Source organism: Bacillus sp. KICET-1 (assembly GCF_027721405.1).
GTDB lineage: Bacteria > Bacillota > Bacilli > Bacillales > Bacillaceae > Bacillus > Bacillus velezensis.
The window spans coordinates 2,758,731-2,781,254 of sequence record NZ_CP113515.1; the positions used below are offsets into that span (position 1 = coordinate 2,758,731).

At 45.8% G+C, this 22,524-nt stretch carries 28 protein-coding genes; 22 read left to right on the forward strand and 6 right to left on the reverse strand.

From position 1 onward, the window contains the following. Positions 1-20: 20 nt before the first annotated feature. From OVA33_RS14170 to OVA33_RS14215, 10 genes are all read left to right on the forward strand, one after another. Positions 21-503, forward strand: a complete 483-nt coding sequence (locus OVA33_RS14170; RefSeq protein WP_014418163.1) for a glutathione peroxidase — start codon at positions 21-23, stop codon at positions 501-503. An 11-nt stretch (positions 504-514) separates the two neighbouring features. Further along, on the forward strand, positions 515-1,123 hold the full coding sequence (locus OVA33_RS14175; protein ID WP_014418162.1) for an HD domain-containing protein: 609 nt from the start codon (positions 515-517) through the stop codon (positions 1,121-1,123). A 68-nt stretch (positions 1,124-1,191) separates the two neighbouring features. Further along, the gene (locus OVA33_RS14180; RefSeq protein WP_032873313.1) at positions 1,192-2,325 is read left to right on the forward strand and encodes a conserved virulence factor C family protein; all 1,134 of its coding nucleotides are present in this window, start codon (positions 1,192-1,194) and stop codon (positions 2,323-2,325) included. Positions 2,326-2,577: 252 nt separating this feature from the next. Then, complete coding sequence (gene ilvD, locus OVA33_RS14185) at positions 2,578-4,254, forward strand: dihydroxy-acid dehydratase (protein ID WP_007409524.1); 1,677 nt, start codon at positions 2,578-2,580, stop codon at positions 4,252-4,254. Between the two features lie 81 nt (positions 4,255-4,335). After that, positions 4,336-4,770, forward strand: a complete 435-nt coding sequence (locus tag OVA33_RS14190) for a BrxA/BrxB family bacilliredoxin (RefSeq protein ID WP_003153619.1) — start codon at positions 4,336-4,338, stop codon at positions 4,768-4,770. Between the two features lie 39 nt (positions 4,771-4,809). Beyond that, complete coding sequence (locus OVA33_RS14195; protein ID WP_025649780.1) at positions 4,810-5,580, forward strand: class I SAM-dependent methyltransferase; 771 nt, start codon at positions 4,810-4,812, stop codon at positions 5,578-5,580. A 262-nt stretch (positions 5,581-5,842) separates the two neighbouring features. Beyond that, positions 5,843-6,451: a YpjP family protein gene (locus OVA33_RS14200; protein ID WP_007409526.1), complete on the forward strand. Its 609-nt coding sequence runs from the start codon at positions 5,843-5,845 to the stop codon at positions 6,449-6,451. Positions 6,452-6,550: 99 nt separating this feature from the next. Next, positions 6,551-7,345 carry a thymidylate synthase gene (locus OVA33_RS14205; protein WP_003153622.1) on the forward strand — a complete coding sequence of 265 codons (795 nt, stop codon included), beginning with the start codon at positions 6,551-6,553 and terminating at the stop codon, positions 7,343-7,345. Continuing rightward, positions 7,342-7,827, forward strand: coding sequence for a dihydrofolate reductase (locus tag OVA33_RS14210; protein ID WP_012117807.1), 486 nt, complete (start codon positions 7,342-7,344; stop codon positions 7,825-7,827). The genes OVA33_RS14205 and OVA33_RS14210 overlap by 4 nt, the downstream gene beginning before the upstream one ends. A gap of 21 nt (positions 7,828-7,848) precedes the next feature. Further along, complete coding sequence (locus tag OVA33_RS14215) at positions 7,849-8,472, forward strand: lysophospholipid acyltransferase family protein (RefSeq protein WP_017418002.1); 624 nt, start codon at positions 7,849-7,851, stop codon at positions 8,470-8,472. 41 nt (positions 8,473-8,513) lie between these two features. Here the strand turns inward: OVA33_RS14215 and trhA are convergent, their stop codons facing one another. Together trhA and OVA33_RS14225 are read right to left on the reverse strand one after the other, a co-directional pair. Beyond that, the gene (trhA, locus tag OVA33_RS14220; protein WP_003153625.1) at positions 8,514-9,152 is read right to left on the reverse strand and encodes a PAQR family membrane homeostasis protein TrhA; all 639 of its coding nucleotides are present in this window, start codon (positions 9,150-9,152) and stop codon (positions 8,514-8,516) included. A gap of 16 nt (positions 9,153-9,168) precedes the next feature. Then, a complete protein-coding gene (locus OVA33_RS14225; protein WP_017418001.1) occupies positions 9,169-10,161 on the reverse strand; it encodes a sigma-54-dependent transcriptional regulator in 993 nt (330 codons plus the stop codon). A 184-nt stretch (positions 10,162-10,345) separates the two neighbouring features. On the opposite strand from OVA33_RS14225, the gene ilvA reads away from it, so the two are divergent. The 5 genes from ilvA to OVA33_RS14250 all read left to right on the forward strand — a co-directional run bounded on the left by ilvA (position 10,346) and on the right by OVA33_RS14250 (position 14,045). Further along, a complete protein-coding gene (gene ilvA, locus OVA33_RS14230) occupies positions 10,346-11,614 on the forward strand; it encodes a threonine ammonia-lyase IlvA (protein WP_007612085.1) in 1,269 nt (422 codons plus the stop codon). 92 nt (positions 11,615-11,706) lie between these two features. Then, positions 11,707-11,958, forward strand: a complete 252-nt coding sequence (locus tag OVA33_RS14235; RefSeq protein WP_007409532.1) for a DUF2535 family protein — start codon at positions 11,707-11,709, stop codon at positions 11,956-11,958. A gap of 98 nt (positions 11,959-12,056) precedes the next feature. Further along, positions 12,057-12,638 (forward strand): SCO family protein, encoded by a 582-nt coding sequence (locus OVA33_RS14240; RefSeq protein ID WP_025649778.1) that lies wholly within the window; start codon positions 12,057-12,059, stop codon positions 12,636-12,638. Positions 12,639-12,716: 78 nt separating this feature from the next. After that, positions 12,717-13,472, forward strand: a complete 756-nt coding sequence (locus OVA33_RS14245) for an SGNH/GDSL hydrolase family protein (RefSeq protein WP_017417999.1) — start codon at positions 12,717-12,719, stop codon at positions 13,470-13,472. 9 nt (positions 13,473-13,481) lie between these two features. Further along, the gene (locus tag OVA33_RS14250; RefSeq protein WP_017417998.1) at positions 13,482-14,045 is read left to right on the forward strand and encodes a YpmS family protein; all 564 of its coding nucleotides are present in this window, start codon (positions 13,482-13,484) and stop codon (positions 14,043-14,045) included. Between the two features lie 50 nt (positions 14,046-14,095). On the opposite strand, the gene OVA33_RS14255 is transcribed toward OVA33_RS14250, so the two are convergent. Beyond that, positions 14,096-14,521, reverse strand: a complete 426-nt coding sequence (locus tag OVA33_RS14255) for a MarR family transcriptional regulator (protein WP_003153639.1) — start codon at positions 14,519-14,521, stop codon at positions 14,096-14,098. A gap of 128 nt (positions 14,522-14,649) precedes the next feature. On the opposite strand from OVA33_RS14255, the gene msrA reads away from it, so the two are divergent. Both msrA and msrB read left to right on the forward strand, forming a co-directional pair. Next, on the forward strand, positions 14,650-15,183 hold the full coding sequence (gene msrA, locus OVA33_RS14260; protein WP_003153641.1) for a peptide-methionine (S)-S-oxide reductase MsrA: 534 nt from the start codon (positions 14,650-14,652) through the stop codon (positions 15,181-15,183). 1 nt (position 15,184) lies between these two features. Then, positions 15,185-15,619 carry a peptide-methionine (R)-S-oxide reductase MsrB gene (gene msrB, locus OVA33_RS14265; protein ID WP_007409536.1) on the forward strand — a complete coding sequence of 145 codons (435 nt, stop codon included), beginning with the start codon at positions 15,185-15,187 and terminating at the stop codon, positions 15,617-15,619. 3 nt (positions 15,620-15,622) lie between these two features. Here the strand turns inward: msrB and OVA33_RS14270 are convergent, their stop codons facing one another. Then, entirely contained in the window at positions 15,623-16,684 is a 1,062-nt protein-coding gene (locus OVA33_RS14270; protein ID WP_017417997.1) for an SDR family NAD(P)-dependent oxidoreductase, read from the reverse strand. 315 nt (positions 16,685-16,999) lie between these two features. Here OVA33_RS14270 and phyC point away from each other — a divergent pair, with 315 nt between their 5' ends. Next, positions 17,000-18,151 (forward strand): 3-phytase, encoded by a 1,152-nt coding sequence (gene phyC, locus OVA33_RS14275; protein WP_014418150.1) that lies wholly within the window; start codon positions 17,000-17,002, stop codon positions 18,149-18,151. Positions 18,152-18,202: 51 nt separating this feature from the next. Here the strand turns inward: phyC and OVA33_RS14280 are convergent, their stop codons facing one another. Both OVA33_RS14280 and OVA33_RS14285 read right to left on the reverse strand, forming a co-directional pair. Beyond that, entirely contained in the window at positions 18,203-19,159 is a 957-nt protein-coding gene (locus OVA33_RS14280) for a CgeB family protein (RefSeq protein ID WP_017417996.1), read from the reverse strand. Positions 19,160-19,165: 6 nt separating this feature from the next. Then, on the reverse strand, positions 19,166-19,597 hold the full coding sequence (locus OVA33_RS14285; protein ID WP_017417995.1) for a hypothetical protein: 432 nt from the start codon (positions 19,595-19,597) through the stop codon (positions 19,166-19,168). Positions 19,598-19,807: 210 nt separating this feature from the next. On the opposite strand from OVA33_RS14285, the gene cgeC reads away from it, so the two are divergent. The 4 genes from cgeC (at position 19,808) to OVA33_RS14305 (ending at position 22,486) form a co-directional block, all read left to right on the forward strand. Then, the gene (gene cgeC / locus OVA33_RS14290) at positions 19,808-20,107 is read left to right on the forward strand and encodes a spore maturation protein CgeC (protein WP_007407929.1); all 300 of its coding nucleotides are present in this window, start codon (positions 19,808-19,810) and stop codon (positions 20,105-20,107) included. A 64-nt stretch (positions 20,108-20,171) separates the two neighbouring features. Then, entirely contained in the window at positions 20,172-21,443 is a 1,272-nt protein-coding gene (locus OVA33_RS14295) for a glycosyltransferase family 2 protein (RefSeq protein ID WP_025649776.1), read from the forward strand. Positions 21,444-21,481: 38 nt separating this feature from the next. Continuing rightward, the gene (locus tag OVA33_RS14300; RefSeq protein ID WP_025649775.1) at positions 21,482-22,261 is read left to right on the forward strand and encodes a GNAT family N-acetyltransferase; all 780 of its coding nucleotides are present in this window, start codon (positions 21,482-21,484) and stop codon (positions 22,259-22,261) included. 78 nt (positions 22,262-22,339) lie between these two features. Continuing rightward, positions 22,340-22,486, forward strand: a complete 147-nt coding sequence (locus OVA33_RS14305; RefSeq protein WP_014418145.1) for a YjcZ family sporulation protein — start codon at positions 22,340-22,342, stop codon at positions 22,484-22,486. The last annotated feature ends 38 nt before the right edge of the window (positions 22,487-22,524 follow it).

Consider the following 22,524-nt stretch of genomic DNA (forward strand, 5'->3'; position numbering starts at 1 on the left):
TGTAAAAAGGAGGGCCGCAGATGACAATTTACGATATAAACGTACGGACCATAACAGGCGAAGACATGACACTATCGGCTTACAGAGGCAAGGTGATGATCATTGTGAATACAGCAAGCAAATGCGGGTTCACATCCCAGCTCAAGCAGCTTCAGGAGCTCTATGATACATATCGGGAGGAAGGTCTTGAAATATTAGGATTTCCCTGCAACCAATTCATGAACCAAGAACCTGGAAACGAAGCGGAAATTCAAGAGTTCTGTGTGAAAAACTACGGGGTCACATTCCCGATGTTTGCGAAAGTTGATGTCAATGGAGCAGACGCTCATCCTCTCTTCACATATCTGACGGAACAGGCGAAGGGGATGCTCGGCACAAAAGCGGTCAAATGGAATTTCACTAAGTTTATCGTGGACCGAAACGGTGAAGTCACCGGGCGTTTTTCACCGAACGTCAACCCAAAAGAGCTTGAAGATACGGTGCAGAAGCTTTTGGCCCGATAAGAGGTGATACGGTGAACGAAAAAGAGCAGCTGGAAAGCGTCAGGAATTGGGTCAGAGAAAAGCTTATCAATGAACGAACGGGCCATGACTGGCTTCATATTTCCCGGGTCGCAACACTTTCTGTTTATATGGCAAAAGAAGAAGGCGCCGACTTATTTATCACTGAGACGGCCGCGCTGGTTCATGATCTGATTGACGCCAAGCTCGAAAAAAGCGAAAGGCTGACGGCAGGCGAAGTGACAGAACGGCTGGCTGCTTTCAACATCGCGGATGGCCCCATTCAGGAGATTACGGATATTATCACGAGAATGTCATTCAGACACAGGGAACTGCTGAAAAAGCGGCCGCTTTCATTGGAGGGGAAAGTTGTTCAGGATGCAGACATGCTTGATGCGATCGGCGCAGCGGGCATCGGCAGGGCTTTTATGTTTGCCGGGGCGAAGGGTCATCCGATGTACGGAACTCAAACAAGTGTGCTGGCCCATATAGAGGATAAATTAATCAAGCTTAAAGGCTTAATGAATACAAAAACGGGGGCCGGTTTAGCAGAGGAGCGGCATCAATTTCTTTTGCAGTTCGCCGCCCGTATCCAAAAAGAGGCCGGCATTTGCAAAAGCTAAGCGGCGCAATAGAACGCTTGTGCCGACTATGTTAGAATAAGTGTCAGATTGCGCATAGGAGGACCAATATGAAGATTAAATCAATAGAACCGACGCCGAGTCCGAACACGATGAAAGTGATTTTGACTGAAGAGCTTCCGGCAGGGAAAAGCAACAATTACAAACCCGATCAGGCAGATGATGCTCCGGCTGTCGTACGTGATATTTTAAACATTGAAGGAGTAAAGGGCGTTTATCACGTTGCCGATTTCCTGGCTGTGGAGAGAAACGCCCGTTTTGACTGGAAGGAAATTCTGCCTCAGGTCCGTTCCGCTTTCGGAATGGAACATACGGAGCAGTCTGAGAGCCGTTCTGAACAGGAATCGTTCGGTGAAGTGAAGGTTTTCGTACAAATGTTCAGCGGAATCCCGATGCAGGTCAAATTGACGGACGGCGAACGTGAAGAGCGCTTCGGCCTTCCGGAACGTTTCCAAGAAGCCATTTTAAAGCTGCGTTCCGAAGCTTCAAATGTCGTATTTGAGCGGGCTTGGAAAGAACAAGGCGTGCGCTTCGGAGATTTTACCGAAATCGGACACGATGTCACAGAAGAGCTTCAGGCCGCCTACAGTGATGAACGGCTCAAACGTCTGACAGAAGCAGCCGCACAGCAAAAGGGTGAGGCCAAACCGGCAGTGCAGCGGAAAGCTTATAAAGTGACTTTGGAAATGCTCGATGATGAAGACTGGAAACAGCGCTATGCCCATCTTGAGCAAATGGATCCGGATGAAGACGATTTACCAGTATTGGAAAAGGCGCTGCATGATCCGAAGACTTCGATCAGAAGACAAGCCGTCGTTTATTTGGGAATGATCGAAAAGCCGTCTGTGCTTCCGCTGTTATACAAAGCGCTTGAAGACAAAACGGTGACGGTCAGAAGGACGGCGGGTGACTGTCTGTCGGATCTCGGCGATGCGAGCGCCATCCCGGCTATGATGAAATCGCTCAGTGACTCAAGCAAGCTCGTGCGCTGGCGCGCGGCCATGTTTTTATATGAAGTCGGCGATGAAAGCGCGCTGGAAGCATTAAAAGCGGCGGAAGACGATCCGGAATTCGAAGTCAGCCTGCAAGTCAAAATGGCGATTGAACGGATTGAGCACGGAGAAGAGGCGAAAGGTTCAGTCTGGAAACAGATGACTGAAAGCAGAAAAAAAGAACAGTTATAACAAAAAGGTGCGCCATGCACCTTTTTTATTTGAATTCACTTTTTATAAAAATTATTTAGAATATTGTTGAAAAATGATTCAAAACTCTATATAGTAAGTACAATATTAATTGTTGGAGGGTTTTTATCGAAATACAGAAAGAATAGAAAAGCGAGACAGGGCAAAGATACTGTAAAATTTGCAGAACGCGCCCTAGAATAAACTGAAAATTTTAAAAATAATGCACAGTCTAAAAACAGTAGGGGGATCACCATGGCAGAATTACGCAGCAACATGATCACACAGGGAATTGACAGAGCGCCGCACCGAAGCCTTCTTCGCGCTGCCGGCGTAAAAGAAGAAGACTTCGGCAAGCCGTTTATCGCGGTCTGTAATTCATACATCGATATCGTTCCCGGGCATGTTCACCTGCAGGAATTTGGAAAAATCGTAAAAGAAGCAATCAGGGAAGCGGGCGGTGTGCCTTTTGAATTTAACACGATCGGAGTAGATGACGGAATCGCGATGGGGCATATCGGCATGAGATATTCGCTGCCGAGCCGCGAAATCATTGCCGATTCAGTTGAAACAGTCGTCTCGGCGCACTGGTTTGACGGAATGGTCTGCATTCCGAACTGCGACAAAATTACTCCGGGAATGCTGATGGCGGCTATGCGGATTAATATTCCGACCATTTTTGTCAGCGGGGGGCCGATGGCAGCCGGCCGTACAAGCGACGGCCGCAAAATTTCGCTTTCTTCAGTATTTGAAGGCGTCGGCGCATATCAAGCCGGGAAAATCGGTGAAAGCGACCTGCAGGAGCTGGAACAGTTCGGCTGCCCGACATGCGGATCTTGTTCGGGCATGTTTACGGCAAACTCCATGAACTGTCTGTCTGAAGCGCTCGGTCTGGCGCTTCCGGGCAACGGAACAATTCTAGCAACTTCACCGGAGAGAAGAGAGTTTGTGAGAAAATCAGCGGCCCAATTGATGGAGACCATCAAAAAAGACATTAAGCCGCGCGATATCGTCACCGAAAAAGCGATTGACAACGCGTTTGCGTTAGACATGGCTCTCGGCGGCTCAACCAACACGGTGCTTCATACGCTTGCGCTTGCCAATGAAGCTGGGGTTGAGTACTCTTTAGAACGCATTAACGAAGTGGCTGAACGAGTGCCTCACTTATCGAAATTGGCGCCGGCCTCGGACGTCTTCATTGAAGATCTGCACGAAGCGGGCGGAGTCTCGGCGGCCCTTAATGAATTGGCGAAAAAAGAAGGGGCGCTTCATCTTGACGCGCTGACTGTAACAGGCCGCACACTCGGAGAAACAATTGCGGGTCATGAAGTAAAGGATTATGACGTGATTCATCCGCTTGACAATCCGTTTACCGAAAAAGGCGGTTTGGCCGTCCTGTTTGGGAATCTGGCTCCGGACGGCGCCATTATCAAAACAGGCGGCGTACAGGACGGGATTACAAGACATGAAGGTCCCGCTGTCGTCTTTGATTCCCAGGATGCCGCGCTTGAAGGCATTATAAACCGCAAAGTAAAAGAAGGAGATGTTGTCATTATCCGTTATGAAGGGCCAAAGGGCGGCCCGGGCATGCCGGAGATGCTTGCTCCGACGTCTCAGATTGTCGGAATGGGGCTTGGCCCGAAAGTGGCGCTTATTACAGACGGCCGTTTTTCAGGAGCGTCCCGGGGCCTTTCAATCGGGCACGTATCGCCTGAAGCGGCTGAAGGCGGCCCGCTCGCATTCGTAGAAAACGGCGACCATGTCATCGTTGACATAGAAAAACGGATTTTGGACGTACAAGTGCCTGAAGAAGAATGGGAAAAACGCAAGGCCGAATGGAAAGGCTTCGAGCCGAAAGTAAAAACAGGATATCTGGCCCGGTATTCCAAACTCGTAACAAGCGCCAATACAGGCGGAATCATGAAAATATAAAACAGAGGCCTGAACAATTGAATTCCGGCCCCCTCTATAGTATCCTTGACTTCATATAAGGATTTTAGAGGGGGCTTTTTTATGTCAATGGCTTATGAAGAATATATGCGCCAGCTGGTCGTGCCGATGCGCCGTGAGCTGACGGGTGCGGGTTTTCAGGAATTAACGACTGCTGAAGAAGTAGAAAGTTTTATGGAACAGGCAGAGGGCACGACATTGGTCGTTGTCAACTCCGTGTGCGGCTGTGCAGCCGGTCTTGCCCGTCCGGCTGCGACTCAGGCTGTTTTACAGCATGAAAAAGCGCCTGATCATACGGTTACCGTATTTGCCGGTCAAGATAAAGACGCAACTGCAAAAATGCGTGAATATTTTACGGGGCAGGAACCTTCATCGCCATCAATGGCGCTGTTAAAAGGGAAAGAGGTCGTTCATTTTATTCCCCGCCACGAAATTGAAGGGCATGACATGGAGGAAATTATGAAAAATCTGACGGATGCCTTCGATGCGCACTGCTGAAATGCCCGATTTCCGGGCATTTTCTTTTTGGAGAAAAAAATGATCACAACGAGTTACAGACCAAGCGAATATACGATACACACAGCGCAGTCACTCAGTGTCAGGCTGGGTGACACTTACTGCAGCCGCAATAAACAGCCCATTGAAAAAATGCTGGAACGAGCGGCTGGTGATCTTTTAGTCATCGGAAAGGAACGGTTCGAACTTTACACGAAGCAAGGGAAGAAGTTCTTTTTTCACCCGAATACAGCGATGTTCCGTGCAAAGCGGTTTTTGAGAGGGGAAGCCGAGCCGTTGTTAAAAGCAGCCGGATTACGCGAGGGGGATTCCTTTTTAGATTGTACGCTCGGCCTGGCATCTGATGCGATTTTGGCAAGCCTGGCAGTCGGAAAAAGCGGACAAGTTATCGGCCTGGAGAAAAACAAGCTTGTCTCATTGCTTGTTGAAACAGGACTTCAAACGTGGGAAACCGGAATGGAGCAGCTCCAAACCGCCATGAAACGCATTCAGGTCAAACATGCCGACTGCGCCGATTATTTGCGGGAGCTTCCTGATTCATCGGTAGATGTCATTTATTTTGACCCGATGTTTCACGAACCTGTTGAAACGTCAGACGGCATTGCACCGCTCCGCGCGCTGGCAGAAGAGGGTTTTAACGAAGAGTGCATCACGCAAGCCGTCCGGGCGGCGAAAAAATGCGTAGTGCTTAAAGACCATTGGAAAAGCCCGCGGTTTGAACGATACGGCTTCAAGGTGCTGAAAAGAAAGACGGCGCTTTTCCACTTCGGTGTCATCCATGTAAGCTCATGATATCATGGGCTTCTTTTTCGTTAATCAGTGATTTCCATAACGACAAAATAAAGCAGCGTGAGAAGTGATACAGTCGCAAATAAAGCGTTAATCATCTCATCCCCTCCTTTTTCTCCTTCTTATTGTAAGCGGTTTATCCGCTCGGTCACAGTTACCAATTTCCCATATTGCATGATAATACGCTGCCGGACATGACGCCGCGCTTTCATCTATGCTAAAATAAAGGAAAAGAGGACAATAAAACAGAGGGGAACAATCTGTCATGAAATTGTGGATGAAAAAGACCCTTGTGGTTCTGTTTACCATTGTAACGTTCGGTCTCGTGTCTCCTCCGGCTGCTTTGATGACAGACAAGCCTTCAGGACAGTCGAGCAGTCTTGAGCAGAATGATTACACCGCTTTTTATGATGAACATGCCCTGCCGGGAGAAGAGAAGGCAGGGCGGGAGCCTGAATTACTGTTTCAATCGTATCAGCAGCAGCTTCTCGGTGATGCTGAAAATCAATCATTTTTAAAATTCGGCAGCAAAATCTCTCCGGTCATTGAAGATGATTACAGAAGTGAAATTCTGCCGAAAATCGAAGATGTGATCACAGGACATTTAGCCAAGTTTCAAGATGATGAAGCGTATCAGGATGTGGTTATTTCCAGTAAACCGTCGGCCGGAAAAACCGAAAAAATTTTTCATGTGTATAACAGGCTGACGGGTGAAGACCTTTTAAGGTTTCACGTCCGCCGGGACCATCCTCCGCAAGACGGCTACTGGTTTAATTTTCATTACCATACCGCTGAAGACGGATTTCAATCACATCATGAGCTCGGTAGCATTTACTGGGACCGCAATACGCCGCCTGACTGGATGAGCGTGTAATAGCGAGAAGAAATAAAAAAATCATTTCTGAGAAATTTTGCAGAAATGATTTTTTATTGTGTTACACTACTAAAAGACTACTTTAAAAGGATGAAAAAAATGAAACAATATAAAGATTTGTGCCGTCATGTGTTAGAAAACGGAGAAAAAAAAGGAGACCGTACGGGAACGGGTACGATCAGCACGTTCGGCTACCAAATGCGGTTTAACCTTCAGGAAGGTTTCCCGATGCTTACGACGAAAAAGCTCCATTTTAAATCCATCGCGCATGAGCTGCTTTGGTTTTTAAAAGGAGATACGAATGTCCGCTACCTTCAGGAAAACGGAGTCCGCATCTGGAACGAATGGGCGGATGAAAACGGAGAACTCGGACCGGTTTACGGCTCTCAATGGCGTTCATGGCGCGGAGCGGACGGCGAGACCATTGATCAAATCTCCCGGCTGATTCACGACATCAAGACAAACCCGAATTCCAGACGTTTAATCGTCAGCGCTTGGAATGTCGGCGAAATTGATCATATGGCGCTTCCGCCTTGCCACTGCCTGTTTCAGTTTTATGTCGCGGACGGAAAACTGTCGTGTCAGCTTTATCAGCGCTCAGCGGATGTCTTTCTCGGTGTGCCGTTTAATATTGCGTCTTATGCGCTTTTAACAATGATGATCGCGCATGTGACGGGACTTGAACCGGGTGAGTTTGTTCATACATTCGGAGACGTCCACATTTACCAAAACCATGTGGAGCAGGTGAATTTGCAGCTGACAAGGGATGTCCGTCCGCTGCCGAAACTGCGGTTTGCGCGAAATGTTGATTCTATTTTTGATTTTACGTTTGAAGACTTTATCATTGAGGATTATGACCCGCATCCGCACATCAAAGGAGCTGTCAGCGTATGATTTCGTTTATTTTTGCGATGGATGAAAACCGGCTGATCGGAAAAGATAACGATCTGCCTTGGCACCTTCCCGATGATCTCGCATATTTCAAAAAAGTGACGACGGGTCACACCATTGTAATGGGGCGGAAAACGTTTGAATCAATCGGACGCCCGCTTCCGAACCGGCGTAACATCGTTGTAACCTCACGGGACGAATCTTCATTCCCGGGCTGTATTACCGCCGACTCGGCTGAGGAAGTGCTCAAGCTGATCCCGGCCGATGAAGAATGCTTTGTGATCGGCGGCGCCCAGCTGTACAGTGCGCTCTTTCCTTATGCGGACAGACTTTACATGACAAAAATTCACCATGTCTTTGAAGGAGACCGTTTTTTTCCGGAATTTAATGAAGCTGAATGGGAATTGACATCCCGCAAACAGGGAGTAAAAGATGAAAAAAACCCTTACGATTATGAGTACCTTGTATACGAGAAAAAGAATTGAGTTTAAGCAGGGGGACAAGAATTGATTCGTTACGGCTGCCTTGTGATGTACGTTGTATTTATGTTCATGAAAAATATTCAGGAATATATCAATCAAAAAGAGCTTGACCCGCGGCTTTCTTTTCAAAAACAGATGAGGCTGGTGTATGAGCGGCCGAAAGCCTTTATGAGAGGCTGCATTGACGTGTCGGGATCGGCAATCGGCATTCATCATGATCAGCCGATACCGGACGGCCCCGTATTGTATGTGCATCCCAGATTGCGCCCGGCTGATCTTCTTCTGCTTGCGGGACATCTTGAAGAGCCGGCTGGTTTTATCGCTGGCGAGAAAGCTTTCCGGATGCCGTTTCTCGGAAATTGGCTGCGGCTGATGGGTGTCATTTGTGACGGAGACAGCCAGGATGCCGTGTTTCAGGAGGCGGAAGTCCGTCTGCAAAAAGGGCAAAGTCTGATTCTGTCCGAAGACGGCAAAATCAATCCGGAGGAACTGGCCCTTCGTTTCGATCTCCCGATTGTGCCTGTCAGCACTTCGGGAACAGACCAGCTGCTGCGGGGCAGATTACTGAAACGGCTGAAACCGGCTGACATTGAATTACATATAAAGCCTGCTTATTATCCGGCCGGTCAGAAACGGCTCCGTGCATAAAAAAAGCACAGTCTCTATACGAGAGGCTGTGCTTTTTTATTTCAGATAAAGGGAACTTTGACGCAATAAAACAAAATACAGAAAAACATCGAGGCGCTGCCGCCTAAAACAAAACTGTGCCAAATGGCGTGATGATACGGAACCTTTCTCCAAATATAAAATATTGTGCCGGCTGAATACAATAAGCCGCCGAAAAGAAGAAGGCCGAAACCGGGGCCTGACAGCGAAGCGTACAGCGGTTTAATGGCGATGATGATCAGCCAGCCCATCATTAAATAGACAAGCGTTGAAAAAATGATAAACCGCTTTACGAAAAAGATTTTAAACACGATGCCTCCGATGGCAAGCGACCAAACAATAATTAAAAGGGTCAGACCGAGCGCCCCTTTAAGGGGTCCTAATAAAAATGGCGTATATGTTCCGGCTATTAATACGTATATCGCGGAATGATCCACAATCTCAAGAATGTCTTTCGTTTTTTTGTGCTGAATGCTGTGCAAAAGAGTCGAGCTGAGATACAGCAGCAGCATTGAAGCGCCGAAGATTGAAAAGCTGACGATGTCTGTCGGCGAGCCGTATTTCACCGCGAAGATAATGAGAAAAATAAGCGCCGGAATCGACAGCAATACACCGATTCCGTGTGTGACGGCATTTGCGATTTCTTCTTTTATTGTGAACAATCAAATGTCCTCCTTTTTAAAGGATTTGTTTTTGCAGTGACTGCAAAAAGCTCAACCCTTCTAATGTAATTTTTGTTCCTGCGCGTCCTCGGCCTTTTGTCACATAGTTCATCTTTTCTAAGTAATCAAGCCTGTTTCTGACCTGCTGGGGCGATAATGTCATTGTGCTGTTTTCGCTTAATTCGGATATGCTCCGTCTGCTGGCGGGTTCGCCCTTTGTATTTAAGTCTTTAATTGATTCCAAAATAAACAAAAACTCTTCTTTCTCCATCAATGTCAGCCGTTTTTCTTTTTTCTTAGCTGTTTTCGCTTTCTGGCTGTTTTTGATATACAGCGGGACATCATCGGGATAAATCGTGCTGCCGGATGCTGCCGCGGCCATATAGTACGCCGCATTTTGAAGTTCTCTGATGTTGCCGTTAAAGGTGTGCCGCTCAAACAGCGGATAAACGGACGGATCGATATGAACATGCTGCCCCGTGGCTGTCAGCATATGCTGCAAAAGAAGCGGTATATCGCTTTTTCGTTCAGATAAAGCAGGGAGCGGAAGGCATAACACGTGAAGCCTGTAAAATAAATCTTGGCTGAACGTATTTTCTGCGCCGGTATCGCCAAGATCCGCCGTGCTGCTTGCAATGATGCGGGCGGAAAGCCCGGCGTCCAGCTCGGAAAGAAGGCGGGCCTGTACCGAAAGCGGCATGTCTCCGATTTCATATAAGAATAATGTTCCGCGGCGGGCCCTGTTTAATGCGCCTTCAGCGCCGAACAGTTCATACTCGAGCCGCTCTTCGCTTTGGCTGCAGTGAACGGTAATAAATAGTTCGCTGTTTCTGCGGGATTTATGGTGGATCGCTCTGGCCATTTGTTTTTTTCCGGTTCCGACTTCACCTGTTATGAAGACCGGAAAATCAGATAAGGCAAATTGCGAGGCCAATCGTTTCGCTTGTGAAAAGGTGTGATGTTCGCCGGCTAGTTGATAAAAAGGATCAGTTTGTTCAATTACACTCATGAATTGGCTCCTTTTGGTTCTAATTGGTTTAAGTATAACACGTTTGTGCGATCGAAAATATCTTTTTCTCTTGTATCGGTTTATTTATTTTTATTTACGAAATTAAAATAATTATCTTATTGTTTGAATATTCATGTTATAATGGCATATTAAATAGGGATTTAAATAAGAAAGGACTCTGTAAATGAAACCGTTGCTTAAAGAAGACTCTCTCATCCAGGTAAAAGACATTTTAAAAGCGCACCAAAACGTAAAGGACGTTGTGATCCATACGCCTTTGCAGAGGAATGACAGACTTTCTGAGAGGTATGGCTGCAATATCTATTTGAAAAGAGAAGACCTGCAGGTGGTCAGGTCATTTAAGCTCAGAGGGGCTTATAATAAAATGAGGCAGCTCTCAAAAGAGCAGACTGAAAACGGAATTGTATGCGCAAGTGCGGGAAACCATGCGCAGGGGGTTGCGTTTTCATGCAAACACCTCGGCATTCACGGCAAGATTTTTATGCCGTCAACCACACCGAGACAGAAAGTATCCCAAGTGGAACTGTTCGGAAAAGAATTTGTTGAAATCATATTGACGGGTGACACTTTCGATGATGCGTATAAGAGTTCTGCGGAATGCTGTGAAAAAGAAAACCGCACGTTTATCCATCCGTTTGACGATCCCGATGTCATGGCCGGACAGGGAACGGCTGCCATCGAAATTTTAAATGACATTGACGTTGAACCGCATTTTCTTTTTGCAAGCGTAGGGGGAGGAGGACTCCTGTCCGGGCTCGGCACGTACATGAAAAACATCTCGCCGGATACAAAAATCATAGCGGTAGAGCCGAAGGGCGCAGCCTCCTATTTTGAATCGAAAAAAGCCGGACAAGTGGTTGAACTTGAGAAAATTGATAAATTTGTCGATGGGGCGGCCGTAAAAAAAATCGGCGCCGAAACCTTTCAAACGCTCGAAACCGTCGTCGATGACGTTGTGCTTGTCCCGGAAGGAAAAGTGTGCAGCACGATTCTCGAATTATATAATCAATGCGCCATCGTAGCGGAGCCGGCGGGTGCATTGTCCGTATCAGCACTTGATCTGTACAAGGAAGAGATTAAAGGAAAAAACGTCATCTGCATGGTCAGCGGAGGGAATAACGACATCGGCAGAATGCAGGAGATGAAGGAGCGCTCGATGATTTATGAGGGGCTGCAGCATTATTTTATCGTTAATTTCCCGCAAAGGGCGGGAGCGCTTCGCGAATACCTTGATGAAGTGCTCGGGCCTGATGATGACATCACCCGGTTTGAATACACGAAAAAAAATAACAAAAGCAGCGGCCCCGCATTGGTCGGCATTGAGCTCAAGCATCGGGAAGATTACGGCGCGCTCATTGCCCGGATGAATCAAAAAGGATTTCATTACGTAGAGGTGAATAAAGATCAGGATCTGTTCCACCTGTTAATCTGACTTTTTTTAGAACGGCCGCGCAAAATGACAGACACGCTTTCTCAGATTGTATATAATAAAAAGAAAACAATCGAAAAAGAAGGATTGATATCTTGTTACTCAAAAGCCTAGAGTTCAAACGACAGGACGGGATTCAGGTAAAAGTGACAGAAATACCGGTTGTCACGGAAGGTGAACATTATTTTTTTCAAATTCATCAGCACCTTGAGCTTTATTTGAGAGAAGTTTTTGCTTCACAAAGTGTGAGAACAGTGTATTCATTCCGACAATATGTCAAGCGCCGTATGAAGTGGAAAGATTACGAGGCCGTTTTCAACCAAGAGATTTTAAAACATAACGCTTAACGGTGCATATTCCTTAGCGCCTTCCTTTTGATAAGGGAGGGTGCGGGAATTTTTTTATGATGAATGCTGTAAGCGTTTTATCCATGGGAGGAATGGAAATGAAAAAAATGAAAATCTTCGCTGCCGTCTTTTGTTTGCTGCTCTTGTGCGCCTGCGGGGGAAAAACGATAAAAGACCCGCTGAACTATCAGATTGAACCGTTTTCATATCAAAACCAAGACGGAAAAACAGTGTCACTGAAAAGCCTGAAGGGGCATGTCTGGATTGCCGATTTTATGTTTACAAACTGTAATTCAGTCTGTCCGCCGATGACGGCTCACATGACCGAACTGCAAAAAAAACTGAAGGCTGAGAACCTGGACGTGCGGATTGTGTCGTTCAGTGTAGATCCTGAAAATGATACGCCGAAACAGCTGAAAGCATTTGCTTCCAAATATCCGCTTTCGCTTCGCAACTGGGATTTTCTGACCGGTTACAGCCAAAAGGACATTGAAGATTTTGCGCTGAACAGCTTTAAATCAATCGTCAAAAAGCCGGAGGGAGAGGACCAGGTCATACATAAAACCTCTTTTTATTTAGTCGGACCTGACGGGAAGGTGCTTAAAGATTATGACGGCGTGCAGAAAGTTCCGTATGATGATATCCTGTCAGATGTCAAAGCGGCTGAGGAGCTCAAGTAAACTGGCAGATTAGACATTTTCAAATCTGAAAAAACATGTTACACTTTCCACTAGTAAGACGGGGAAGGAGCAACCAGATTGAAGCTGCGAATGTTCTCATTGATCGCCGGACTGGCTTTGCTTTTATCAGCATGTTCTGTCCAGCGCACCGGTTCTGACACTGAAGAACCGAAAACGAAAGATCATATTGTCATAGCTGCGGTCGGTGATTCATTGACTGAAGGAGTAGGAGATCCTGACGGTTCAGGATACGTCGGCAGGGCAGCGGAGTCTCTTAAGAAAAAGGGACATGTGAAAACGGTAGATATTAAAAATTATGCGGTGCAGGGGGACAAAACGTCGGACCTGCTGGAAAAGCTTGATAATAAAAAAGTTCAGAAATCATTAAAGAGCGCCGACTATATCTTTTTTACCATCGGCGGCAATGACTTAATGAAGGTGCTCCGCCAGAATATGATGCAGCTGACGGTTCAGCCGTTCCAAAAGGAAGAGAAACCTTTTGAGAAACGATTCAAGGCGATCGTTTCAAAAATCCGCAAATATAATGAAAACGCAGAGCTGGTGTATGTCAGCATGTATAACCCATTCACGTTTACGCTGCCTGAATTAAAAGAAATTAATGGGGTTGTAACGGATTGGAACAAGATCGCCGCAAAAGAGCTGGAAAAAGATCCCCACGCCGCCGCGGTGAATGTTGAAGACTTGTTCAGTCAAAAAAGCGGCAGCAGACAGATTTCAAAGGATGATGATTTTCATCCGAACGCAAAAGGGTATGCACTCATCGCCGATCGATTGTACGGCATCATTGAAAAACAAGGGTTACCAGCAGAATAGGGTGAAATGATGAAAAAGTGGAAATCGCTGTTTTTTGTTCTTCTCGCACTCAATGTGATTGCCGCCGCGGTAATTGTGACATTATTGGTTATGCCGGGAGAGCAGGCGAAAATACAAGATCAGACAAAAAGTGAGTACGGCTTTCATATCACAAGCTCCAAAGAATCTCTTGCCAGGTTTGTGAATGCGTACTTAAAAGAGAAGGCATCGAATCAGCTTGACTACAAAGTGGACATCAATAACGATGTGCACGTGGCAGGTAAAATCAAAGCATTCTCAACCTCCATTAACGCGGTCGTCACTTTTGAACCGTCCGTACAGGAGAACGGAGATGTGATTTTGAAAGTGACGAAATTTTCATTAGGCGAATTAAGTCTGCCGATCAGCTTTGTGCTGAATTATATGGACAGCTTTTATGAACTCCCGTCATTTGTGCACGTTCATTCCGGGGATAAAAGCATCGAGATCCGTCTGTCGGAAATGCCTTTAGACAACGGCATGTATGTAAAAGCGGATAAAATCAATCTCGACACGGATGAAATTGAATTTTCCTATTATCATCCGAAACAATAAGTTTTCATAAAAAAAACACAGATCCTTTCAGGGATTTGTGTTTTTTCGTGTCAGCGTTTTTTGTCCAGCTTGCTGAACAGTTTGATTAACGTTGCGAGCTCTTCATCAGAGTAGCAGTCAAACCGTTTAAAAAAGTATTCTGTTTTTTTCTGGTTGAAATGATCGACAATTTTCTCCCCGGCTTCCGTAATATGGATTCTGATAATTCGCCTGTCCTCTTTGGAACGGATGCGGGTGATCCATTCCTTTTCTACTAAAGCGTCGGTCACTGCGGTAATGTGGCTTGCGGAGACCTCAAGAATGGGGGCGAATTCCGTTACTTTTTTAGGCCCTTGTTCACTGAGAATCCGCAAAATGGTGAATTCGTTCCTGGACAGCTCTTTATCTAGAATTTCATTAACTTCATTTCTGATTTGTTTAAACACTTTTCGAAGCAAAGCTTCCATATCATACATCATTTGTGTCCTTACTTTCAAATCATGAACCTCCAATATGTAGTCAGCGTGGCATTCGTTTAGCTTCCCCTGAAAGCAGAATTATTTTTATTCTGTTTATACATGCTATAATATAATAATACCACGTATGAACAAAGGAGGGCACCCGTATGTCAGAAAAAAAAGAAATCGCCACATTTGCAGGCGGCTGTTTTTGGTGCATGGTGAAGCCGTTTGACGAACAGCCCGGAATTGAAAAGGTGGTGTCCGGCTATACAGGAGGCCATACTGAGAATCCGACTTACGAAGAAGTGTGCAGTGAAACGACCGGACACAGAGAAGCCGTTCAAATCACATTTCAACCTGACATTTATCCGTATGAAAAGCTTGTCGAGCTGTTTTGGCAGCAGATCGACCCGACTGATGCAGGCGGCCAGTTTGCAGACCGCGGAAGTTCATATCGGGCGGCGATATATTACCATAACGATGAACAAAAACAAATCGCTGAAGCCTCAAAAAAACAGCTTGAAGAAAGCGGCATATTTAAAAAGCCGATCGTGACAGACATTTTAAAGGCTGAGCCTTTTTATGAAGCGGAAGGCTATCATCAGCACTTTTATAAGAAAAATCCTGATCACTACGGGCGCTACCGTGTAGGTTCCGGACGTCAAGGCTTTCTGGATGAGCATTGGAGGGACAGATAAGATGGCTTTTAATAAAGAAGAAAAAATCAAATCATTAAACCGCATGCAATATGAAGTCACGCAAAATAACGGAACGGAGCCGCCGTTTCAAAATGAATTCTGGGATCACAAAGAAGAGGGGCTGTATGTTGATATCGTATCGGGAAAGCCCTTGTTTACTTCTCTGGATAAATTCGATTCTCATTGCGGCTGGCCCAGTTTTACAAAACCAATTGAAGAAGAAGAGGTTGACGAAAAACTGGACACAAGCCACGGGATGATCCGGACGGAAGTGAGAAGCAAAACAGCTGATTCCCACTTAGGCCACGTATTTAATGACGGTCCGGGGCCAAGCGGTCTCCGTTATTGCATTAACTCTGCGGCACTCCGGTTTATTCCGAAAGACAAGCTGAAGGAAGAGGGCTATGAAGCCTGTCTGCATTTATTTGAAAAATAGAGCTCAGCAATGAGGCCTGCCTATCAGACAGGCCTTTTTTCTATGTTTTTTTTCTTCATGTAATCGTTCAATAATCTTTACGATTGTGTCTTTTGTGATGAGCGGCGCCTGATCGGATTGATATCTGGGGAGATTGACCTTCCGAAATTCCGGATGTTTGGCGGGTTCCGGCAATATTGCGTACAGATTGCCCCATTCATATAAAGATTCCGTCTCATGAGGAGAGGTCAGTTCTTCATGAAGCTTCTCACCGGGGCGTTTTCCCACTTCAACAGCGGCGGGGCGCGGCAGCCCGTGCCGGAACGCATATTCTTCAAACCCGTGAAGCAGTTCTTCGAGCCTCAGGGACTCCATTTTAAAAATAAACGTTTCTCCGCCCTTTGTGATCGCCGCAGATTGCAGGGTGAGCGTTGCGGCGTCATCAATCGACATAAAAAACCTCGTCATGTTTTTATCCGTAATGGTGAGCGGACCGCCTGCCATCAACTGCTCAAATAAAATAGGAATAACGGAACCGCGTGAACCGAGCACATTGCCGAAGCGGACCGAACAAAACACCGTACCGCGGTTTTGAACATGATGATTTGCCTGATGAAACAGCTTTTCGGACAACAGCTTCGTAGCTCCCATTGTGTTTACCGGGGAAACGGCTTTATCGGTACTGATATTAATCACATGCGTCACCTCTTGCAGCAAAGCGGCTTCTGCGACATTTTGTCCGCCGATAAGGTTGGTTTGAATGGCTTCAAAGGGATTATCCTCACATGTCGGAACCTGCTTCAGCGCAGCTGTGTGAAAGACAATATCAACACCTTTCATCACTTGGTTGACTCTTCTGTAGTCACGAACATCGCCGAGCACAAACGACAGTCTTTGTTCATCCGCGTATTTTTGTTTCATCACATATTGTTTGCTGTCATCTTTACTGAACACAATGACTTCTTTAGGGGTTAAGAGCAAAAGGCGTTTTACAATTTGGCTTCCGATTGACCCTGTCCCGCCGGTGACGAGAACAGTTTTATCGTGAAAAAACGGTTGTAGCTCTACTGCTTGCTGTTTAGGCATGGCTTATCCTCCAACTCTCGTTTCTCTACCATGCATCATATGTTGAACAATTTCAGCGAGTTAATGAAAGAAACCAATAAATCAAAAATTAGAGAAAAACATTAATCTGATGCGCTTTCATATCGCTTTATCCGATTAATAGAATAGAAATACAAATAAAACATTGTACTAAATATTCATTTTAAATATTTGCTCATGTCAATTTTTTCTCTCCATAAATTCTCACATGCGGACAATCTTCACAAAAACTTAACACTGAACTTCCTGTATGTATTTTACAATTAAAGTGAACGTTCATTAAAAGGAGGAAGGAAAATGAATCATTCAAAAACACTTTTGTTAACCGCGGCAGCCGGATTGATGCTCACATGCGGTGCGGTTTCTTCCCAGGCCAAGCATAAGCTGTCTGATCCTTATCACTTTACCGTGAATGCGGCGGCGGAAACGGAGCCGGTTGATACAGCCGGTGATGCAGCTGATGATCCTGCGATTTGGCTGGACCCCAAGAATCCTCAGAACAGCAAATTGATCACAACCAATAAAAAATCAGGCTTAGTCGTGTACAGCCTAGAGGGAAAGACGCTTCATTCCTATCATACCGGGAAGCTGAACAATGTTGATATCCGCTATGATTTTCCGTTGAACGGAAAAAAAGTCGATATTGCGGCGGCATCCAATCGGTCTGAAGGAAAGAATACCATTGAGATTTACGCCATTGACGGGAAAAACGGCACATTACAAAGCATTACAGATCCAGACCGCCCGATTGCATCAGCAATTGATGAAGTATACGGTTTCAGCTTGTACCACAGTCAAAAAACAGGAAAATATTACGCGATGGTGACAGGGAAAGAAGGCGAATTTGAACAATACGAATTAAATGCGGATAAAAATGGATACATATCCGGCAAAAAGGTAAGGGCGTTTAAAATGAATTCTCAGACAGAAGGGATGGCAGCAGACGATGAATACGGCAGTCTTTATATCGCAGAAGAAGATGAGGCCATCTGGAAGTTCAGCGCTGAGCCGGACGGCGGCAGTAACGGAACGGTGATCGATCGTGCCGACGGCAGGCATTTAACCCCTGATATTGAAGGACTGACGATTTACTACGCTGCTGACGGGAAAGGTTATCTGCTTGCCTCAAGCCAGGGTAACAGCAGCTATGCGATTTATGAAAGACAGGGACAGAACAAATATGTTGCGGACTTTCAGATAACAGACGGGCCTGAAACAGACGGCACAAGCGATACAGACGGAATTGACGTTCTGGGTTTCGGGCTGGGGCCTGAATATCCGTTCGGCCTTTTTGTCGCACAAGATGGAGAAAATATAGATCACGGCCAAAAAGTGAATCAAAATTTTAAAATGGTGCCTTGGGAAAGAATCGCTGATAAAATCGGCTTTCACCCGCAGGTCAATAAACAGGTTGACCCGAGAAAACTGACTGACAGAAGCGGAAAATAAACATGAAAAAAGCAGCTTATCAAAGCTGCTTTTTTTGATGTGAAGAGCGTTTCATGAGAAAGTCCTGGAACGGATAGCCGCAAGCACAGCCGGCAGCCGGTCATACGTGTACGCCGGTACTGTCTCTTGGTAATTAAGCGCCGCGATTTGTTTACGTTCACCCGGGTTTGTCATATAAAAATGGATCTTATCCGCAAAATCCGCAAACCCGCTGTAAGAAACAAATGATGAAAACGGGGGCGCGGGAGAAAGGTCTGTCAGCTGAAAGGCCTGACAAGCCGCAATGTCTAAGCTTCTCGTATTTAAACTGGTATTTTCGATGCCGCGTCCGTTCTGATTGAGCGCAAACCGATAAGAACGGTGAGGGTTTAAGACCACGTCTGCGCTGTTGTAATATAATGCGGCATGTTCGGGTTCAATCCATTCATCCATTACGAGCACATTTTGCTGCCTGGCGATTTTTTTAGGCAGATGTCTGCGCCATCCCTTCCCGATAATACGAAGCGTATACGGAAGCTTCGCCGCTGCTTTCACCAGTTCAACGCGGTTCGGATACGGGTATCCGATCAGAAGCAGATTTGTGTGAAGAGAGGCTTCAGCAGGTTGTTTCTTAAAAAGCCGCTGATTAACGGGGATCGGGACATAATATACGTGCTGTAAGCCCATTTGCCGGTAAGCATCAAGCGCGTTTTGTTCTATCGTTAAAACGGCATCGGCAAGCGGGGCGATTGTCATGCTCACATCGAAATAAAAAGGATCCTCCGTCATCCATAGATAAACGGGAATCTGTTCTGTCTTCAGCCATTGAAGCCATTCAGACGGAATACGGTCTCCCGTCATCATCAGACTGATGTCTGGTTTGAATGCCCGTATACTGCGGATGGTATCTTCCTCAAACTCAGAAACAGAAAAAAAGCGGACGGAAGACCGTAAAAAGCCTTCCTCGATCCAGCGGTCAAAATACGTGTATATGCCTTTATATCCTGAACGGATATATAAAACGTTCATATGCTGTTACGAAGTGAACGTGACACTTTCAACTTTGTCGACGTCAAGCAATGTTGTAGCAGAGCCTGCCGGTGTAACGGAATTTTCCTGCGTAACAAAAACGATTCCGTGAATTTCGTCAAAGGAAACAAATTGAACCGGGCCGATCATGTCTCCTGAATCCAATACAATGCTGATGACAGTGCCGGGCTGAATTCTTGCAAAAATCCATCTCGCCGCTAATGAAATACCGCTTCCCAATACTGATTGTGCGCTGAGACTGTCTTTCGCCGCTGCTTCATCTACTTTTGCATCAATTGCCGATTCCAATAATTCTTTTACGCTGTTTTTCACGTTATCTCCTCCATCTGTGCCGCCAGATAAAGCGCTGTTGTCAAATACAGGGGCTAAAAGAGTTTTCAATAAGTTCTTTTTAAGCTCCAAACGATCCTCGCTCATGCGGACATACACCTCCTTTAACAATTTCAACCTCACGTTTATTCATATTCCTGATTGAAGAGATTGGTATAAGTCGAATGCCGTTTTGCTTGTGTTTTTTTCAATATTTAATCAAACAGCTGAATTTTCGAATCAGGCTTTGTTTGCCTATGCGGATTGTAAGAGAATGACATACGTTGTATAGATTAAAAAATGAAGGAGAGGAATACTTTGGATTCAGAAGAAACTGTAAAACACGGGGGTTTTGAGGAGGAATTTCAGCTCGTACTGCTTCTTCTTCTTTTGTTATCCCGTCAGCCGTCCGGAGATCATTCAGATTTGCGGCGTCAGCTTGTAATGGCAAAAGAGCTTGGGGTTCCTGTATCACGCGTCAATCTGATTAACGGCAGCACACTGCAAAACGTAATTGTCAAAGAAGTGCTGTCAGATTTGGCCGTCTTTCAAAATCCGCTCAATAATACGAGATCAAACGTCGCGATTTCAAGCATCGTCAGCTGGGGTGCTTTTTAATAACGGATATCAGGCTCTGTCTCTTTCGGAGCCGTTTTTTACGTTTTACAGAAGGGGTGATGGGATGGAAAAGAAGATCTCAATTATCTTAACGAGTTACAACAAACCGGATCTTGTGAAACAGGCGATTGAAAGTGTTTTGCATCAGACCTACAGCAATTGGGAGCTGTTTGTGATGGATGATCATTCAAATGAAGAAACTTCGGCTGCCATCAGTACGTATATAAAAGATCCTCGCATATATTATGACAACAGTTTTATCAATCCTGCCGAACGGCTGAAGTCGACCCGGTATGCCGTTTTGATTAATGATGCGCTTTCACGGGCTAAAGGCGAATACATCACTTATTTGACAGACGACACCGTATTTCATCCGGATAGGCTCAGCCGCATGGCGGAAGTTCTTAATCAATGCAGCGGGTTTGATGCCGTCTATTCCAGCCAGAAGGTGATACATGTAAACGGGCGCGGAACAGAACAATTCCACTTCTATCGTTTTGCTGAAGAGGTGCTTGATCAGGCCGCTTTTCTCGTTGATCACTGTTCGGTGATGCACCGGAGATCATTGCTTGAGCGTGTGAAAGAGAAGTTCGGCAGCTTTTGGGACGAAGATGTTATGCATTGGAATCACGGAGACTCTGTTTTTTGGAGCAGGCTCAACACATTTACATCATTTCTGCCGATAAAAGAAGTGTTGGATACGACCTATAAAACACCCCACTCATTTCAGAACACGTATCAATCGCTTCCGTCTGTCCTGATCGACGGGTCCTTTGTAAAGGGGACGGATCAGAAAGTATATCAGCTTGACCGAAATAAAAGGAAGCCTGTAAACGAGCGCTGGCATACGTTATATGAAGGGCGAACCGTCGTCATTCCGGATCCGTTTTTATTTCAATATGAGGAAGAGAACTCCGTCAGTATTCCGAATTTTCAGCTCGTCAGGGATCAGTTTCATGTTTATTTTATAGAAGACGGGGAGAAAAGGCTGGTTGATCATAGCGCATTTCGCTTTTACCGATTTAAACGGCATGGCATCCCGGCTTTAGAACGGGACGAAATACAAGCGTTTCCGGACGGTCCGCCGATCAGCCGGGGGACATCGGGCTGTATTCAACATCTGCCCGGGAGAATGCTGTTTCGCATTGAACGGGGATTTTATGTTTATTTGAGAGGGGTTCTCCATCCGATCAGTCATGACGTAGCGAAACGCTTTTTTGCGAAACAGAAGGCGATACCCATTTCCTTTCAGCAAATTAAACAATTACCAATTGGAATGCCGTTCTATCCGGTGTACGATGAAATTATGAGAAATCTCAATATAACAAAAGGTTGAGAGATGCAGTTGGATGTGTAAGGAAAAGGAGAGCTTTTATGACCGATCAATTTGATAAAACCGAGAAGCAGTATATAGAGCTTACTTCCGGCATTCAGAGGTTCGAGCATTTCAGTGTATATACGGACCCTTTTTTGCCGCAGATTTTTTCGCATAACTTTGTTCAGCTGCACCGTACATTTCCGTTAGACAAACTCCTGCCGTTTTTTTCGTCCGTTCCGGGCATGCTTCAAGCCAATTATATTCATGTGAAAGCGGCTCCGGAGCACACGTTTCCGCTTCTTCTGAAACAAACTCTGGTAAAACAGGGCTGCGTAGTGGAAGATGAGCTGTTTTTTGCAAGGAAACTGGAAAATGGAGACCTGCAGGCCGGGCACCCGCTCACTGCTTGGGGGACGGAAAAAAGCCTCGCCGACGGGTCGTCTATTATGAACATCTATGATGCCCTTTACATTGGCGAGGCGGCGGCCGCACAAAAGCTTGAGCGGAAATATCCTTTGTATAAGGACGGAACGGTTATGCTTGTCGTGTGCTACAGCGACGCCTCGCAAACGATTCCGATCGGCTGCGGAGAGCTTTTCATCAACAAAGCAGACAAAACCGCAAAAATAGAAGAAGTCGCAATTCTGGATCAATTCCAACGAAAAGGCTACGGATCGATATTGATGAATGAGCTGATGGCGGCGGCAAAGCTGAACGGCATGGAAACCGTATACCTTGTGACGTCCGGGATGGACGGTGTAAACCGCTTTTATGAAAAACTCGGCTTCAAAAGATTTCGGCGCGTGCATACAATTTTTCATTATTTTCTTACATAGTTGGGCATTCGCATAAACCAATTGGGAGTTGGCCCGCATACAATGCCGTATATCGTAAGAAGAAAGGATGATCTGCGTATGTACGGATACGGATATGGCTACGGCTGCGGCAGTTTTGGCTATGGTTACGGGCACGGCGGCTGCGGAGGCGGAACCAGCACTTTTGTGCTGATTGTGGTATTGTTTATTTTATTAATCATCGTCGGTGCGGCTTTTATTTGTTAGACTGAAAAAAATCCTATAATGAAAATCAGCCTGCAGAG

Bases quoted from the DNA above. Each gene is read 5' to 3' on its own strand.
- OVA33_RS14170 (WP_014418163.1), top strand. From the start codon at position 21: ATGACAATTTACGATATAAACGTACGGACCATAACAGGCGAAGACATG.
- OVA33_RS14180 (WP_032873313.1), top strand. From the start codon at position 1,192: ATGAAGATTAAATCAATAGAACCGACGCCGAGTCCGAACACGATGAAA.
- ilvD (WP_007409524.1), top strand. From the start codon at position 2,578: ATGGCAGAATTACGCAGCAACATGATCACACAGGGAATTGACAGAGCG.
- OVA33_RS14190 (WP_003153619.1), top strand. From the start codon at position 4,336: ATGTCAATGGCTTATGAAGAATATATGCGCCAGCTGGTCGTGCCGATG.
- OVA33_RS14195 (WP_025649780.1), top strand. From the start codon at position 4,810: ATGATCACAACGAGTTACAGACCAAGCGAATATACGATACACACAGCG.
- OVA33_RS14200 (WP_007409526.1), top strand. From the start codon at position 5,843: ATGAAATTGTGGATGAAAAAGACCCTTGTGGTTCTGTTTACCATTGTA.
- OVA33_RS14205 (WP_003153622.1), top strand. From the start codon at position 6,551: ATGAAACAATATAAAGATTTGTGCCGTCATGTGTTAGAAAACGGAGAA.
- OVA33_RS14210 (WP_012117807.1), top strand. From the start codon at position 7,342: ATGATTTCGTTTATTTTTGCGATGGATGAAAACCGGCTGATCGGAAAA.
- OVA33_RS14225 (WP_017418001.1), bottom strand. From the start codon at position 10,161: ATGAGTGTAATTGAACAAACTGATCCTTTTTATCAACTAGCCGGCGAA.
- ilvA (WP_007612085.1), top strand. From the start codon at position 10,346: ATGAAACCGTTGCTTAAAGAAGACTCTCTCATCCAGGTAAAAGACATT.
- OVA33_RS14240 (WP_025649778.1), top strand. From the start codon at position 12,057: ATGAAAAAAATGAAAATCTTCGCTGCCGTCTTTTGTTTGCTGCTCTTG.
- OVA33_RS14250 (WP_017417998.1), top strand. From the start codon at position 13,482: ATGAAAAAGTGGAAATCGCTGTTTTTTGTTCTTCTCGCACTCAATGTG.
- msrA (WP_003153641.1), top strand. From the start codon at position 14,650: ATGTCAGAAAAAAAAGAAATCGCCACATTTGCAGGCGGCTGTTTTTGG.
- msrB (WP_007409536.1), top strand. From the start codon at position 15,185: ATGGCTTTTAATAAAGAAGAAAAAATCAAATCATTAAACCGCATGCAA.
- OVA33_RS14270 (WP_017417997.1), bottom strand. From the start codon at position 16,684: ATGCCTAAACAGCAAGCAGTAGAGCTACAACCGTTTTTTCACGATAAA.
- phyC (WP_014418150.1), top strand. From the start codon at position 17,000: ATGAATCATTCAAAAACACTTTTGTTAACCGCGGCAGCCGGATTGATG.
- OVA33_RS14280 (WP_017417996.1), bottom strand. From the start codon at position 19,159: ATGAACGTTTTATATATCCGTTCAGGATATAAAGGCATATACACGTAT.
- OVA33_RS14285 (WP_017417995.1), bottom strand. From the start codon at position 19,597: ATGAGCGAGGATCGTTTGGAGCTTAAAAAGAACTTATTGAAAACTCTT.
- OVA33_RS14295 (WP_025649776.1), top strand. From the start codon at position 20,172: ATGGAAAAGAAGATCTCAATTATCTTAACGAGTTACAACAAACCGGAT.
- OVA33_RS14300 (WP_025649775.1), top strand. From the start codon at position 21,482: ATGACCGATCAATTTGATAAAACCGAGAAGCAGTATATAGAGCTTACT.
- OVA33_RS14305 (WP_014418145.1), top strand. From the start codon at position 22,340: ATGTACGGATACGGATATGGCTACGGCTGCGGCAGTTTTGGCTATGGT.